Raw genomic sequence first — 14,662 nt, forward strand, 5'->3', positions numbered from 1 at the left:
TATACAGCGCCAACGGCAACCTCGGCGTCGGCTACGAACTGGATGCCATCGCCGCGGTCATTCTCGGCGGCACCAGCTTCGTCGGTGGTATCGGCACCATCACCGGTACGCTGGTGGGGGCGCTGATTATCGCCACCCTCAATAACGGCATGACCCTGATGGGGGTCTCCTACTTCTGGCAACTGGTGATCAAAGGGGCGGTGATCATCATTGCGGTGCTGATCGACAAATACCGTACCCGACACCATCAAAGTGCATAACAACACCATCTTACCTGCGAGGAAAAGCGAATGCGTTTAAAACCGATAGTGACCGCGCTGTGTGCTGGCGCGCTGCTGGCCGCCTCCCCCTTTGCGTCGGCCAAAGAACTGAAAGCGATTGGCGTGACAGTGGGCGACCTTGCCAACCCGTTCTTTGTGCAGATCACCAAAGGGGCGGAGCTGGAGGCCCGCAAGCTGGCGGGAGATAATGTCAAAGTGACGCTGGTCTCCAGCGGCTACGATTTGGGCCAGCAGGTGGCGCAGATCGATAACTTTATCGCCGCCAAAGTCGATATGATCATCCTCAACGCCGCCGATTCGAAGGGCATTGGCCCGGCGGTGAAGCGGGCCAAAGAGGCCGGGATCGTGGTGGTGGCGGTTGACGTCGCCGCCGAAGGCGCCGACGCCACCATTACCTCCGATAACACCCAGGCGGGCGAGCTGGCCTGTAAATACATTAGCGACCGCCTGAACAACAAAGGCAGCGTGGTGATCATCAACGGGCCGCCGGTATCTGCGGTACAAAACCGCGTCGAAGGCTGCGAAACGGAGTTCAAAAAACACCCAGATATAAAAATCCTCTCCTCCAACCAGAACGCTAAAGGCAGCCGGGAAGGCGGCCTGGAGGTGATGACCTCCCTGCTGGCGGCCAATCCGAAGATTGACGGCGTGTTCGCGATCAACGATCCGACGGCGATTGGCGCCGATCTGGCGGCGAAACAGGCGCAGCGTAGCGAATTCTTCATCGTGGGCGTCGACGGCAGCCCGGACGGCGAAGAGGCGCTGAAGCGTAAGAACTCCCTGTTCGTCGCGACGCCGGCGCAGGATCCGCAGGTGATGGCGGCGAAGGCGGTGGAGATTGGCTACGACATCCTGCAGGGCAAACCGGCGCCGACCGCGCCTGTGCTAATCCCGGTGACGATGATCGACAAAAACAACGTCAGCTCTTACAAAGGCTGGACCGTGAAATAAGCGCAACCCGGCGCACAATCGTTCCGCCGATTGTGCGCTACGCTTAACGAGTATGACGGCGCGGAGTAGCGATCATGGAACGTAAAGGGATTATTGCCGCAGGCAACATGCTGGTCGATCATGTCCATCAGATCAGGCAGTGGCCGGAGCGCGGCTGGCTGGTGGAAATTGTCCATAGCGAACGCGCCACCGGCGGCGCCCCGCTGAATGTCCTGCTGACCCTGGCTAAAATGCATGCCGGACTGCCGCTGCAGGCGGTTGGCCTGATTGGCGAGGATAACGACGGCGATTAAAATCCCATCAAATTTTTAATAAAATCAATAATATGAAATTTTCCCGATTTTATTTTGTATTATATATCTATTTCTTCAATTTTCTACCTTTCCACTAAGAAGATTGCTTTACAGCGAGATAGGAATCTTCATCTCTTCCATTGGGCTTAGCATGATCTGCTTCTGAGACTGAAATCCCGTACTGGTGTCTTCTTCATTATCCCTATAATTTTGTCAATAGATAGAGTAAACAACGACTACATCTTCTTGATCATTATCAAAAGAAATAGGCTTTGTTGAGCAAATTATATTTGGGAACAGCATCCTCAAAGCTAGCGGTACTGTCAGACAATGCATATCTGCTTCCGTCATTCTGTTCAACGGATATGCCGTGGCCGAAGCTTCTACAACCTAATTCTCGTAGTCTGTATTGCTTTTTGTTATTAAATGTTACATTCTAAGTCACAGTTTTTGTGTTCAGATAACTTGGGTATCTTTATGGAGCAATTAACTAATTTGTGTACAATCGTCTGGGTTTGGATGAAAGATTTTGCTACATATATATCTGAAAATTCAATTCTTAGTGGTACTATAGCAACTTTATTTGCCGCATTCCTTATATTCGTATTTAAAGAATATATAAAAAAACCACCAAATTTTTCTGGCGTCTTTGAAATAGAGTGTACAACATTAAACTCTGCTTATAATCCATATATAAATTTAATATCATATTATAACTTGATTTTAATTTGTGATAACAATGTAATTGAAGGACATATCGAGAAAATACGAGATATCGAAAGTAATTGTTTTATAAGAAATTACATTGGTAAACAAAGGAATATTGGTGAAGTGAGTGGAATCATTAAAAGAAATTACTTGAGACCTAACCATGCATCCCTGAATATAAAAATAAATGGGGAAAGAAGAGAATATACAATATTATTATATTTCCGTAAAGTAAATACCGAAGTTATGTATGGAAAGTTTTGGTCGACTGCTGCAGATTCCTCAGGAAATGTCAAATGGAAGCGAAACGTTTTTTGATTTTAATTCTATCAGTACCTTATTTGTTACTAACTTTTGTAGTTACGAAAATTAGAGTTAAAAGCATAGTCAATGATTATAAAAAATGTATTGATTATATAAATATCAATTCAAAAAATGAAATAGCCTCGTCGCTGATTTCTATATTAATAGTGGCTGAAGACCATCGTCACTTACTACATATGGGTATTGATCCAATTGCTATTATTAGAGCAATCTATCTAAAAACATTTAAAAATACACATCAAGGAGCAAGCACAATTGATCAGCAACTTGTTAGAACAATAACTAAAAGATATGAGAAAACAATACGGAGAAAGCTCAGGGAACAAATACTAGCTATTCTTATAAGGCGTGTATCAACGCCAAATGATATTTGTAAGTGCTACATATCATGTTGCTATTATGGCTATAACACTTATGGAATTGATAAACTTTTAGCCAAGGAGGAAAATATTTGTGAATATGGTATAATCGCCAGAATTAAATACCCATTCAGAAAAAACTTTGATCTTAGAACCGAGATGAAATACCACCAACGAATTTTTTATCTCAGACACTTACATCATAAAAAAGGTAAAAAAATATCAATTTTTCTACGTAACAATTCAAAGCATAAATTATAGATAAAAATTACAACTCCTTTCATTGAATTTTAACAATGGTAGCTTTCAGCCCGTTTTCCAATTATTATGTTTTGTTTAGCTCGTTCATTTTTCCACTTTCTATTCAGATTTTAATTTGATACTTATTTTATTATCAATCATTTAAGAGTTCTTTCTTCACTTATCTTTTTTTATATTCTTAAGTCGAAAAACAAAATTTAAATGCCTAATTGCTCCCTTACCTCTTCGACTTCAGTTGCTCTACTATTGAAACGGCTACCACTCTTAGGTCTAAATTTGTTAGTAGCTGCATTTGCTGTTTCTGCATAATTGAACCATACACACGCCAGCCTGCAGGCCGCCAACGCGATCGAAGGCGCCAAAACGCTCCCTGAGCTGCTGGCGTTTATTCAGTTGCAGAATGGTTAGATACTCCAGCGCCGGGCGGGCCGGTCAGGCAGCAAACCCGCCCTACGCCGCCTTATCGCTGTGGGTCACATCGGCGGAAAAGACATAGCCCAGACCGCGCAGGGTTTTAATCAACGTCGGCTGATGCGGGTTTAACTCGATTTTGCGGCGCAGGCGCATGATCAGCACGTCGATGGTCCGGTCGAATACCTCAGTGCTTTCATTATGAGTCAGCGCCAGCAGCTGTTCGCGATTCAATACCCGGCGCGCGTTCTGCGCCAGCGCCAGCAGCAGGCCATATTCTCCCTGGGTCAGCGGGATCGCCTGCTGCTGCGGGTTATACAGTTCGCAGCGCGTGGTATCCAGCCGCCAGCCGTTAAACGTCAGGCCGCTGCCGACGCCCGACGTCTCGCCGGCCAGCGCCCCGCTGCGTCGCAGTACCGCTTTCACCCGGGCGACCACCACCCGCGAGCTGAAAGGTTTGGCGATGTAATCATCGGCGCCCATCTCCAGGCCCACCACTACATCAGACTCACTGCCCAGACCAGACAGCATCACCACCGGCAACTCAGGCCGCGTGCGCTGCAGCTGCTGAAGCACCTGCAGACCATGGGTATCCGGCAGGATCATATCCAGCAAAACCAGCGCGATGTCTGCCCGCTGCGCCACCCTCGCCAGCGCGTCGCCGCCGGTCTGGCAGACCAATACTTCAAACGCGTGCGCGCCAAGCACATCGCTGAGCAGTTCGCCCATCGCTATGTCGTCATCCACCACCAAAATGACTGGTTTCATCTTTGCCTCTGCCCGCGGGGAATTAGTGTCAGTCTGATCGATTCTGCAAGCCTGCGCCGACAAATTCCTCTCCCGGTGACATTTTTTCAAGCGCCGTCACATCTCCGGCGTATCGACACGTCAAATCTGTCGACAGGCTGTTTTTCGTCAGCATTTCGCCCAAAAAAGCCGCGTATCATCAAGGAATATCCACAATGAAAATATGGCATAGAAGATGCATAGTGACGGCGCGATAGCGCAAACGCGCCCATTGAATAACTGGAGCAAGACCGATGAAAAAAGTCGTCACGGTTTGCCCGTATTGCGCATCAGGTTGCAAAATCAACCTGGTGGTCGATAACGGCAAAATCGTTCGGGCTGAAGCGGCGCAGGGGAAAACCAACCAGGGAACCCTGTGCCTGAAGGGCTATTATGGCTGGGACTTTATTAACGATACCCAGATCCTGACGCCGCGCCTGAAAACCCCCATGATCCGTCGTCAACGCGGCGGCAAGCTGGAAGCTGTCTCCTGGGATGAGGCGCTGGATTACGTCGCCACTCGCCTCAGCGCCATTAAAGCCAAATATGGCCCGGATGCGATCCAAACCACCGGCTCCTCCCGCGGCACCGGTAATGAAACCAACTATGTGATGCAAAAATTCGCGCGCGCCGTTATTGGTACCAATAACGTCGACTGCTGCGCTCGCGTCTGACACGGCCCTTCGGTTGCAGGTCTGCACCAGTCGGTCGGTAACGGCGCCATGAGTAATGCCATCACGGAGATTGATAACACCGATCTGGTGTTTATCTTCGGTTATAACCCGGCGGATTCCCACCCTATCGTGGCGAATCACGTCATTAACGCCAAACGCAACGGGGCGAAAATCATCGTCTGCGACCCGCGCAAAATTGAAACCGCGCGCATCGCCGACATGCACATTGCGCTGAAGAACGGCTCGAATATCGCGCTGCTCAACGCCATTGGCCACGTGATTATTGAAGAGGATCTGTACGATAAATCCTTCGTCGCCAGCCGTTCCGAGGGCTTCGAGGAGTATCGCAAAATCGTTGAAGGCTATACGCCGGAGTCGGTGGAAGCGATCACCGGGGTTAGCGCCCAGGAGATCCGCGCCTGCGCCCGGATGTACGCCAGCGCCAAATCCGCCGCCATCCTGTGGGGCATGGGTGTCACCCAGTTCTATCAGGGCGTGGAGACGGTCCGGTCGCTGACCAGCCTGGCGATCCTCACCGGCAACCTCGGCAAGCCGAGCGTCGGCGTCAACCCGGTACGCGGCCAGAACAACGTCCAGGGGGCCTGCGATATGGGCGCGCTGCCGGATACCTATCCGGGCTACCAGTACGTCAAATTCCCGGAGAACCGCGAGAAGTTCGCCAAAGCCTGGGGCGTCGACAGCCTGCCGGAACATACCGGCTATCGCATCAGCGAGCTGCCGCATCGCGCGGCGCACGGTGAAGTGCGGGCAGCGTACATCATGGGTGAGGATCCGCTGCAGACCGATGCCGAACTCTCGGCGGTCCGCAAAGCGTTCGACGATCTGGAACTGGTTATCGTCCAGGACATTTTCATGACCAAAACCGCCTCCGCGGCCGACGTCATCCTGCCGTCCACATCGTGGGGCGAGCACGAAGGCGTGTATACCGCAGCGGACCGCGGCTTCCAGCGCTTCTTTAAAGCCGTGGAGCCGAAGTGGGACCTGAAAACCGACTGGCAGATCATCAGCGAAATCGCCACCCGGATGGGCTATCCGATGCACTACAACAATACCCAGGAGATCTGGGATGAGTTGCGGCATCTGTGCCCGGACTTCTACGGCGCCACCTATGAGAAAATGGGCGAACTCGGCTACGTCATGTGGCCATGCCGCGATGAGTCCGACGCCGACCAGGGGACGTCGTATCTGTTTAAAGAGAAGTTCGATACCCCGAACGGGCTGGCGCAGTTCTTCACCTGCGACTGGGTCGCGCCGATCGATAAGCTCACCGACGAGTACCCAATGGTGCTGTCGACGGTGCGCGAAGTCGGCCACTACTCGTGTCGTTCAATGACCGGTAACTGCGCGGCGCTGGCGGCACTGGCGGATGAACCTGGCTATGCGCAAATCAACACCGCCGACGCCGAACGGTTAGGCATCGAAGATGAAGCGCTGGTGTGGGTGAATTCGCGTAAGGGTCGGATCATCACCCGCGCGCAGGTCAGCGACCGGCCGAACAAAGGCGCGGTGTATATGACCTACCAGTGGTGGATCGGTGCCTGTAACGAGCTGGTCTCAGAGAACCTGAGTCCGATAACCAAAACGCCGGAGTACAAGTACTGCGCGGTCAACGTTGAGCGGATTGCCGATCAGCGCGCGGCGGAACAGTACGTGATCGACGAGTACAACAAGCTGAAAGCCCGCCTGCGCGAAAGCGCAATGGGTTAAGGTTCGAACCTTTGTACCATTGAGTAGCCCCGGTAAGCGGTAGCGCCACCGGGGATTTTCCCCGGAGGCGGCGCATTGCGCCTTCTCCGGGCTACCAAATCGCACAACGCTGTAGCCCCGGTAAGCGTTAGCGCCACCGGGGATTTTCCCCGGAGGCGGCGCATTGCGCCTTCTCCGGGTATTTACCCCGCTAATTCCCGCCATTTTCTTCTTTTTCGCCTCCCTTTATACTGCGCGCTATGTTCCTTGCTGATAATAAATACAAATGAAATACCTCTTTTTATTTCTACTGGTTTTCACCAGCGGCGCAGCGGTCGCCACCGAACCGGGCAGCCAGTATCAACAGCAGGCGGAAGCCGGCGATCGACGCGCGCAATATTACCTTGCCGATACCTGGGTCAGCTCCGGCGATTATGAGAAAGCCGAATACTGGGCGCAGAAGGCCGCCGCCCAGGGCGATGGCGATGCACTGGCGCTGCTGGCGCAGCTCAAAATTCGCAACCCTCAGCAGGCGGACTATCCGCAGGCCCGCCAGCTGGCGGAAAAAGCCGTCAAGGTCGGCAGTAAATCCGGGGAGATCGTTCTGGCGCGGGTGCTGGTGAACCGTCAGGCTGGCCCCACCGATGTGGCGCACGCCATCACGCTGCTGCAGGATGCCGCCCGGGATAGCGAAAGCGATGCAGCGGTGGACGCCCAGATGCTGCTGGGGCTGATCTACGCCAGCGGCGTGCACGGCCCGGAAGATGATGTGAAAGCGAGCGAATACTTCAAAGGCAGCTCGGCGCTCTCACGGACCGGCTATGCCGAATACTGGGCCGGGATGATGTTCCAGCAGGGAGAGAAAGGCTTTATCGAACCGAATAAGCAGAAGGCGCTGCACTGGCTTAACGTCAGCTGCCTGGAGGGGTTTGATACCGGCTGCGAAGAGTTTGACCGGATCAGTAAAGGATAAGAAAAAGCCCGGCGTTCGCGCCGGGCTTTGTGTTTTATTGGGCGGTTTTATCAAACTTGCCCAGCACTTCGCGTTCATACGCCAGCGCTTTTTTGCGGTCGAACTTATGCTCCCACTTGGCGATAACCAGCACCGCCAGCGCATTCCCCACCACGTTCAGCGCGGTACGCGCCATGTCGAGGATACGGTCGACGCCGGCGATAAAGGCGAGGCCTTCCAGCGGGATCCCGACGCTACCCAGGGTTGCCAGCAGCACCACGAAGGAGACGCCCGGCACGCCAGCGATCCCTTTCGAGGTAACCATCAGAGTCAGCACCAGGGTGATCTCCTGCCAGATAGAGAGGTCGATACCGTACAGCTGGGCGATAAAGATCGCCGCGATGCTCTGATACAGCGTTGAGCCATCGAGGTTAAAGGAATAACCGGTCGGCACCACAAAGCTGGTGATCGACGCCGGCGCGCCATAGGCTTCCATCTTCTCGATAATGCGCGGCAGCACGCTCTCCGAGCTGGCGGTGGAGTAGGCCAGAATCAGCTCATCTTTCAGGATACGGATCAGGATCCAGATGCTCAGGCCACACAGACGCGCGACAATCCCCAGCACCACCAGCGCGAAGAACAGGATCGCGAAGTAAACCAGCAGTACCAGCTTGGCCAGCGGCCACAGCGAGGCGAAACCAAAGGTGGCGACGGTCACCGAAATCAGAGCGAACACCCCGATCGGCGCATAGCGCATCACCATGTGGGTGACTTTAAACATGGTTTCGGAGATGGAGCGGAAAACCGTCACCAACGGCTCACGGTGGGTCGCCGGCAGCGAGGAGAGCCCCAAACCAAACAGCACCGAGAAGAAGATAATCGGCAGCATATCGCCTTTCGCCATCGACGCCACGATGTTGGTCGGGACCAGCGACAGGATAGTGCCCATCAGGCCATGCGCATGGCTTTGCACCTCGGCAGTCGTGCTCTGATATTTCGAAATATCAACCGCCGCCAGCTGTGACATATCAATGCCGGTCCCCGGCTGAAAGACGTTGGCCAGGGTGATACCCAGCACGATCGCCACCGTGGTGATCACTTCGAAATAGATAATGGTTTTGGCGCCGATCCGGCCTAACTGCTTGGCATCGCCCACGCCGGCAATCCCGACCACCAGGGTCGAAATGACAATCGGGACCACGATCATTTTAATCAGATGGATAAAGATATCGCCCGCCGGCGTCAGCAAATTGCTAATCAACCAATCGCGACTTTCGGCGTGGTAATGCAGATAACTGCCCAGAAGGATACCCAGCACCAGGGCTAGCAAGATTTGCCAGGCCAGACTGACTTTTTTCGTTTTCTTCACTACTGACTTCCTCAATGAAAGGCACCATTCCTTTTCGTCATGGTACCCACTGCAGGGGGTATGAATTGTGTTGCGTTGCTTTGTGGGGTTATTTAACGCGCAATATCAGTATCATTTGCACGGCATGCTGCGCAAGCCTTTAAGAATAGGGCTTTCTTCTGGTTTTCTGCATAAAGTCACGAATTTTCCCCAGTTACAATGCATAAGTATTTGTAATAAAAAATATTTCACACCTTCCGTTTCTATAAATTCATTTACGTAATTATTTCACTTCAAAGTTTCATTTGATGAAATTTCACTCAGTTGAATCATTGCGTGATCTGCCCCCCAATTAACAAACAAAGCTGTCAAAACCCCTACTCTTAACGTTTGTTTGACATATATTTAACAAGTTCAAAGGAGAAAAAAAGCCATGAGCCAAATACACAAACACCCTATTCCCGCTAATATCGCGGAACGTTGCCTGATTAACCCGGAACAGTACAAGGCGCAGTACCAACAATCCATAACCGACCCTGATACATTTTGGGGCGAGCAGGGCAAGATCCTTGACTGGATACGCCCCTATACCCGCGTGAAGAACACCTCTTTCGCGCCGGGTAATATTTCCATCAAATGGTATGAAGATGGCACCCTGAACCTCGCCGCCAACTGCCTCGACCGCCATCTCGCCGAGCGCGGCGATCAAACCGCCATCATCTGGGAAGGCGACGACGCCAGCCAGAGCAAGCACATCACCTACCGTGAACTGCATGCGGACGTGTGCCGCTTCGCCAATGTGCTGCTCGACCTTGGGATTAAAAAAGGCGATGTGGTCGCCATTTATATGCCGATGGTGCCGGAAGCCGCGGTGGCGATGCTGGCCTGCGCCCGCATCGGCGCTATCCACTCAGTGATTTTCGGCGGCTTCTCGCCGGAGGCGGTGGCCGGACGCATTATCGACTCCAGCTCGCGCCTGGTGATCACCGCTGACGAAGGGCTGCGCGCTGGTCGCGCCATCCCGCTGAAGAAAAACGTTGATGACGCGCTGAAAAACCCGAACGTCAACAGTATTGAGCATGTCGTGGTCCTGAAACGTACCGGCGGCAAAATCGACTGGCAGGAAGGCCGCGACCTGTGGTGGAGCGACCTGATGGCCAATGCCAGCGCCGAGCACCGGCCCGTCGAGATGAACGCCGAAGATCCGCTGTTCATCCTCTATACCTCCGGCTCCACCGGCAAACCGAAAGGGGTGCTGCACACCACCGGCGGCTATCTGGTCTACGCGGCCACCACCTTTAAATACGTTTTCGACTACCATCCGGGCGATATTTACTGGTGCACCGCCGATGTGGGCTGGGTCACCGGCCACAGCTATCTGCTGTATGGTCCGCTGGCCTGCGGCGCCACCACCCTGATGTTCGAAGGGGTACCGAACTGGCCAACCCCGGCGCGTATGTGCCAGGTCGTCGATAAGCATAAGGTCAGCATTCTCTATACCGCCCCGACGGCTATCCGCGCCCTGATGGCGGAAGGCGACAAAGCTATCGAAGGCACAGACCGTTCCTCGCTGCGCATTCTCGGCTCGGTCGGCGAACCGATTAACCCGGAAGCATGGGAGTGGTACTGGAAGAAGATCGGTAACGAGAAGTGCCCGGTGATGGACACCTGGTGGCAGACCGAAACCGGCGGCTTTATGATCACCCCGCTGCCGGGCGCAATCGAGCTGAAGGCCGGCTCCGCGACGCGTCCGTTCTTCGGCGTCCAGCCGGTGCTGGTGGATAACGAAGGCCTGCCGCTGGATGGCGCCACCGAGGGCAATCTTGCCATCGCCGACTCCTGGCCCGGCCAGGCGCGTACCCTGTTCGGTGACCATGAGCGCTTTGAGCAAACCTACTTCTCCACCTTCAAAAATATGTACTTTAGCGGCGATGGCGCGCGTCGCGATGAAGATGGTTACTACTGGATCACTGGCCGCGTGGATGACGTGCTGAACGTCTCCGGCCACCGTCTGGGTACCGCGGAAATTGAATCCGCGCTGGTGTCGCACCCGAAAATCGCTGAAGCGGCGGTGGTGGGGATCCCGCACAACATCAAAGGCCAGGCCATCTACGCCTACGTGACGCTCAATCACGGCGAAGAACCAACGCCGGAGCTGTATGCCGAAGTGCGTAACTGGGTGCGCAAAGAGATCGGCCCGCTGGCGACGCCGGATGTGCTGCACTGGACCGATTCGCTACCGAAAACCCGCTCGGGCAAAATCATGCGTCGCATTCTGCGTAAGATTGCCGCGGGCGACACCAGCAACCTCGGCGATACCTCGACGCTCGCCGATCCTGGCGTCGTGGAAAAACTGCTCGAAGAGAAGCAGGCCATAACGATGCCATCGTAAGCAAGGACCGATTCCCTACACCCTCTCCCCCGCCGGGGAGAGGATAAAAATAAGTCCCTCCCCCAGGATTCCACTCGCAGGAACGCCGTCAGCAAACCGTATCCCGGCTCCATCGCCGGAGGGGTTGCTGTCGCCAGCGTCCGCTGAGTGGATGACGAAAGGGAGACCTCTGGAGACGCTAAGATGAATGAACAACTTTGTCAGCGGATAGAAAATAGTGCGCATTTCAGGGAGTTAGTTGCATCACGGCAACGGTTTGCCGCCATTCTGTCAGTGATTATGTTAGTGATCTACGTGGGCTTTATTTTGCTTATCGCCTTCGCGCCCGGCTGGCTCGGCACTCCGCTGCACGCCGGTACCAGCGTCACCCGCGGGATCCCGCTCGGCATTGGCGTGATCGTCATTTCGTTTATCCTGACCGGTATTTATGTCTGGCGGGCCAATGGTGAATTCGACCGTTTGACCAAGAGCGTTCTCAACGAGGTAAAAGCATGATCAAGAGAGTCCTGACGGCGCTCGCCGCCACGCTGCTGCCCCTCGGCGCTCACGCGGCAGACGCCATTACCGGCGCGGTACAGCGCCAGCCGACCAACTGGCAGGCGATTGTCATGTTCCTGATTTTCGTCGCCCTGACGCTTTACATCACCTACTGGGCCTCAAAACGGGTACGTTCGCGCAGCGATTATTATACCGCCGGCGGCAATATTACTGGCTTCCAGAACGGGCTGGCGATTGCCGGCGACTTTATGTCGGCAGCGTCGTTCCTCGGTATTTCCGCGCTGGTGTATACCTCAGGCTACGACGGCCTGATCTACTCGCTGGGCTTTCTCGTCGGCTGGCCGATTATCCTGTTTCTGATTGCCGAACGACTGCGCAACCTTGGCCGCTATACCTTTGCTGACGTCGCTTCATACCGCCTGAAGCAGGGGCCGATCCGCACCCTCTCCGCCTGCGGATCGCTGGTGGTGGTGGCGCTGTATCTGATCGCGCAGATGGTGGGCGCCGGCAAGCTGATCCAGCTGCTGTTCGGCCTCAATTACCATGTCGCCGTGGTGCTGGTTGGCGTGCTGATGGTGCTCTATGTCCTGTTCGGCGGCATGCTGGCAACCACCTGGGTGCAGATTATTAAAGCGGTTCTGCTGCTGTGCGGCGCCAGCTTTATGGCCTTTATGGTCATGAAGCACGTCGGCTTCAGCTTCAATAACCTGTTTACCGAGGCGATGGCCGTCCATCCGAAAGGGGCGGCGATTATGAGTCCCGGCGGACTGGTGAAAGATCCGATATCAGCTCTCTCTCTGGGTCTGGGTCTGATGTTCGGTACCGCCGGCCTGCCGCATATTCTGATGCGCTTCTTTACCGTGAGCGATGCCAAAGAAGCGCGTAAAAGCGTCTTCTACGCCACCGGTTTTATGGGCTATTTCTATATCCTGACCTTTATTATCGGCTTCGGCGCCATCATGCTGGTCGGCGCGAACCCGGCGTTTAAAGACGCGGCCGGACAGCTTATCGGCGGCAATAACATGGCGGCGGTACATCTGGCGGATGCGGTGGGGGGCAATCTGTTCCTCGGCTTTATCTCCGCGGTCGCTTTCGCCACTATCCTGGCGGTGGTGGCTGGCCTGACGCTCGCCGGCGCCTCAGCGGTGTCGCACGACCTGTACGCCAACGTCTTCCGCAAGGGCGCGACCGAGCGTCAGGAGCTGAAGGTCTCCAAGATCACCGTGCTGATCCTCGGGGTGGTGGCCATTCTGCTGGGTATTCTGTTTGAAAATCAGAACATCGCTTTCATGGTCGGCCTGGCCTTCTCCATTGCCGCCAGCTGTAACTTCCCGATTATTCTGCTGTCGATGTACTGGTCGAAGCTGACCACCCGCGGCGCGATGGTCGGCGGCTGGCTGGGCCTGCTGACTGCGGTCATTCTGATGATCCTCGGCCCGACCATTTGGGTGCAGATCCTCGGCCATGAGAAAGCGCTGTTCCCGTATGAATATCCGGCGCTGTTCTCCATCGCCATCGCGTTCATCGGTATCTGGGTCTTCTCCGCCACCGATAACTCACCGGAAGGGATGCGCGAGCGCGAGCAGTTCCGCGCCCAGTTTATCCGTTCACAAACCGGGATCGGTATCGAACGCGGCCAGGCGCATTAATCGTTCTCTCCCCTTCCCCGGCGCCGTCCGGAGAAGGGGCTCACCCCCGACCTCTTAGTTATAGGTTAAGGTGATCACCCCGGTGGCGTTTGCCGAACCCGCGGTCACCGCGCTCCCCGTCTTGTAATAGTTAGTGGATAAGGCAAGCGTCTGCATGGCCGCGGCCCCGCCTGGGCTGTCGGGGTTGGTGAAATAGCTATAGCTGGCGTCCGCGCCGCTGTTGGTCACCGTCGTGCGGCTCGAAGTATAGAGGCTGATATCGGTATTTAACGGCAGCGCTTCGCCATCCATATTCAACTGAACCCCCACCCCGGTGGCAACATTCTCCTCTGCCGTTAAGGCTATCACCGTGTTGCCAGGGTTATCCCCACTCGCTTGCGCCGCCGCCACACGCATCGAAACGTTGGTTCCCGGCTCGCAGGCAAGGGTCAGGGACTGCCGCGCGTTCCCCACCTTCGTCGCGGTGTTGAACTCGCTGGCATTGATGCTGCCCATGGCAAAACTGAGATTATTGCTACCGACAATACACCCCATCGGGATCATCTGGATGCTGGTGGTGCCGCTGATGTGCAGCCGGGAAATGGAGAGCGTCGCCTTACTATCCTTCGCCGAAACCGTAGCCACCGGATCGCTGAACGATAATTGACTGTTGCTGGCGATAGCGCCGCCGGTGGCCACCAGCTGCAGCTGATATGCCGGGGTGTAATGGGTCGAGGCATAATAATCAAACAGGCCGGTGGGCTTACCGAGATAGTAATTCACATCGCCGATATAATGCACCTGCGAGTCGGGGCTGAAATCATCGGTATCACCGTCATATTCACCGCTGATATTGAGCCACACCTTGACGCGGAGGCCAATCCCCTGCACCGAGGTGGCATAGATATTATCCCCTATCAGCGCCCCGGCATTGTTCGAGGACCAGGCAAACACCGCGTAGGTGCTTCCCTCGCAGTTAATCAGCTCCGTTTGCGCGCGGGTAATTTTCCCCGAGTCATACAGCACGGTGCCCGCGGTGTAGCTCCCGGCGTTGACCAGAATCTTTTCCGGCAAGTTAGTCATCGAGAC

Annotated in this window: 12 protein-coding genes and 3 pseudogenes; 11 read left to right on the top strand and 4 right to left on the bottom strand. The window is 54.6% G+C overall.

The features are described 5' to 3' along the window. The 6 genes and pseudogenes from CW267_RS27630 to CW267_RS31505 all read left to right on the top strand — a co-directional run. On the top strand, positions 1-260 hold a 260-nt coding region (locus CW267_RS27630), incomplete at its 5' end, for an ABC transporter permease subunit (protein ID WP_413773664.1). Positions 261-290: 30 nt separating this feature from the next. Next, entirely contained in the window at positions 291-1,232 is a 942-nt protein-coding gene (locus CW267_RS27635; RefSeq protein ID WP_012543155.1) for an ABC transporter substrate-binding protein, read from the top strand. Positions 1,233-1,306: 74 nt separating this feature from the next. Then, positions 1,307-1,522: pseudogene (locus CW267_RS27640) on the top strand (sugar kinase); the annotation flags it as partial. 522 nt (positions 1,523-2,044) lie between these two features. Further along, positions 2,045-2,551 carry a hypothetical protein gene (locus CW267_RS30200; RefSeq protein ID WP_142908784.1) on the top strand — a complete coding sequence of 169 codons (507 nt, stop codon included), beginning with the start codon at positions 2,045-2,047 and terminating at the stop codon, positions 2,549-2,551. Further along, positions 2,530-3,177: a transglycosylase domain-containing protein gene (locus CW267_RS27645; RefSeq protein ID WP_082228430.1), complete on the top strand. Its 648-nt coding sequence runs from the start codon at positions 2,530-2,532 to the stop codon at positions 3,175-3,177. The genes CW267_RS30200 and CW267_RS27645 overlap by 22 nt, the downstream gene beginning before the upstream one ends. Positions 3,178-3,501: 324 nt before the next feature. Beyond that, positions 3,502-3,585: pseudogene (locus CW267_RS31505) on the top strand (hypothetical protein); the annotation flags it as partial. Between the two features lie 42 nt (positions 3,586-3,627). Here the strand turns inward: CW267_RS31505 and CW267_RS27650 are convergent. Continuing rightward, positions 3,628-4,356: a response regulator transcription factor gene (locus CW267_RS27650; RefSeq protein ID WP_008807258.1), complete on the bottom strand. Its 729-nt coding sequence runs from the start codon at positions 4,354-4,356 to the stop codon at positions 3,628-3,630. A gap of 272 nt (positions 4,357-4,628) precedes the next feature. Between CW267_RS27650 and fdhF the strand changes: the two genes are divergently transcribed. Together fdhF and CW267_RS27660 are read left to right on the top strand one after the other, a co-directional pair. Next, positions 4,629-6,776: a formate dehydrogenase subunit alpha gene (fdhF, locus tag CW267_RS27655; RefSeq protein ID WP_077598880.1), complete on the top strand. Its 2,148-nt coding sequence runs from the start codon at positions 4,629-4,631 to the stop codon at positions 6,774-6,776. A gap of 265 nt (positions 6,777-7,041) precedes the next feature. Beyond that, complete coding sequence (locus CW267_RS27660; RefSeq protein ID WP_008807260.1) at positions 7,042-7,728, top strand: tetratricopeptide repeat protein; 687 nt, start codon at positions 7,042-7,044, stop codon at positions 7,726-7,728. Positions 7,729-7,762: 34 nt separating this feature from the next. On the opposite strand, the gene gltP is transcribed toward CW267_RS27660, so the two are convergent. Beyond that, positions 7,763-9,076 carry a glutamate/aspartate:proton symporter GltP gene (gene gltP / locus CW267_RS27665; RefSeq protein ID WP_012543161.1) on the bottom strand — a complete coding sequence of 438 codons (1,314 nt, stop codon included), beginning with the start codon at positions 9,074-9,076 and terminating at the stop codon, positions 7,763-7,765. Between the two features lie 111 nt (positions 9,077-9,187). Beyond that, a pseudogene (locus CW267_RS27670) lies at positions 9,188-9,388 on the bottom strand (hypothetical protein). 100 nt (positions 9,389-9,488) lie between these two features. On the opposite strand from CW267_RS27670, the gene acs reads away from it, so the two are divergent. The 3 genes from acs to actP all read left to right on the top strand — a co-directional run bounded on the left by acs (position 9,489) and on the right by actP (position 13,594). Beyond that, a complete protein-coding gene (gene acs, locus CW267_RS27675; protein WP_008807262.1) occupies positions 9,489-11,447 on the top strand; it encodes an acetate--CoA ligase in 1,959 nt (652 codons plus the stop codon). Between the two features lie 183 nt (positions 11,448-11,630). Continuing rightward, positions 11,631-11,942 (top strand): DUF485 domain-containing protein, encoded by a 312-nt coding sequence (locus tag CW267_RS27685; RefSeq protein ID WP_004177812.1) that lies wholly within the window; start codon positions 11,631-11,633, stop codon positions 11,940-11,942. After that, positions 11,942-13,594, top strand: a complete 1,653-nt coding sequence (actP, locus tag CW267_RS27690; RefSeq protein WP_024623073.1) for a cation/acetate symporter ActP — start codon at positions 11,942-11,944, stop codon at positions 13,592-13,594. Before CW267_RS27685 ends, actP begins: the two co-directional genes overlap by 1 nt. A 54-nt stretch (positions 13,595-13,648) precedes the next feature. On the opposite strand, the gene CW267_RS27695 is transcribed toward actP, so the two are convergent. Continuing rightward, on the bottom strand, positions 13,649-14,662 hold a 1,014-nt coding region (locus CW267_RS27695; RefSeq protein ID WP_165787477.1), incomplete at its 5' end, for a type 1 fimbrial protein.

The sequence above is a fragment of the Klebsiella sp. X1-16S-Nf21 genome (assembly GCF_002837615.1).
GTDB lineage: Bacteria > Pseudomonadota > Gammaproteobacteria > Enterobacterales > Enterobacteriaceae > Klebsiella > Klebsiella variicola.

Excerpts from the sequence above, each read along its gene's own strand:
- acs (WP_008807262.1), top strand. The coding sequence starts at position 9,489 with ATGAGCCAAATACACAAACACCCTATTCCCGCTAATATCGCGGAACGT.
- CW267_RS27685 (WP_004177812.1), top strand. The coding sequence starts at position 11,631 with ATGAATGAACAACTTTGTCAGCGGATAGAAAATAGTGCGCATTTCAGG.
- CW267_RS27635 (WP_012543155.1), top strand. The coding sequence starts at position 291 with ATGCGTTTAAAACCGATAGTGACCGCGCTGTGTGCTGGCGCGCTGCTG.
- CW267_RS27660 (WP_008807260.1), top strand. The coding sequence starts at position 7,042 with ATGAAATACCTCTTTTTATTTCTACTGGTTTTCACCAGCGGCGCAGCG.
- CW267_RS27650 (WP_008807258.1), bottom strand. The coding sequence starts at position 4,356 with ATGAAACCAGTCATTTTGGTGGTGGATGACGACATAGCGATGGGCGAA.
- CW267_RS27645 (WP_082228430.1), top strand. The coding sequence starts at position 2,530 with ATGGAAGCGAAACGTTTTTTGATTTTAATTCTATCAGTACCTTATTTG.
- CW267_RS30200 (WP_142908784.1), top strand. The coding sequence starts at position 2,045 with ATGAAAGATTTTGCTACATATATATCTGAAAATTCAATTCTTAGTGGT.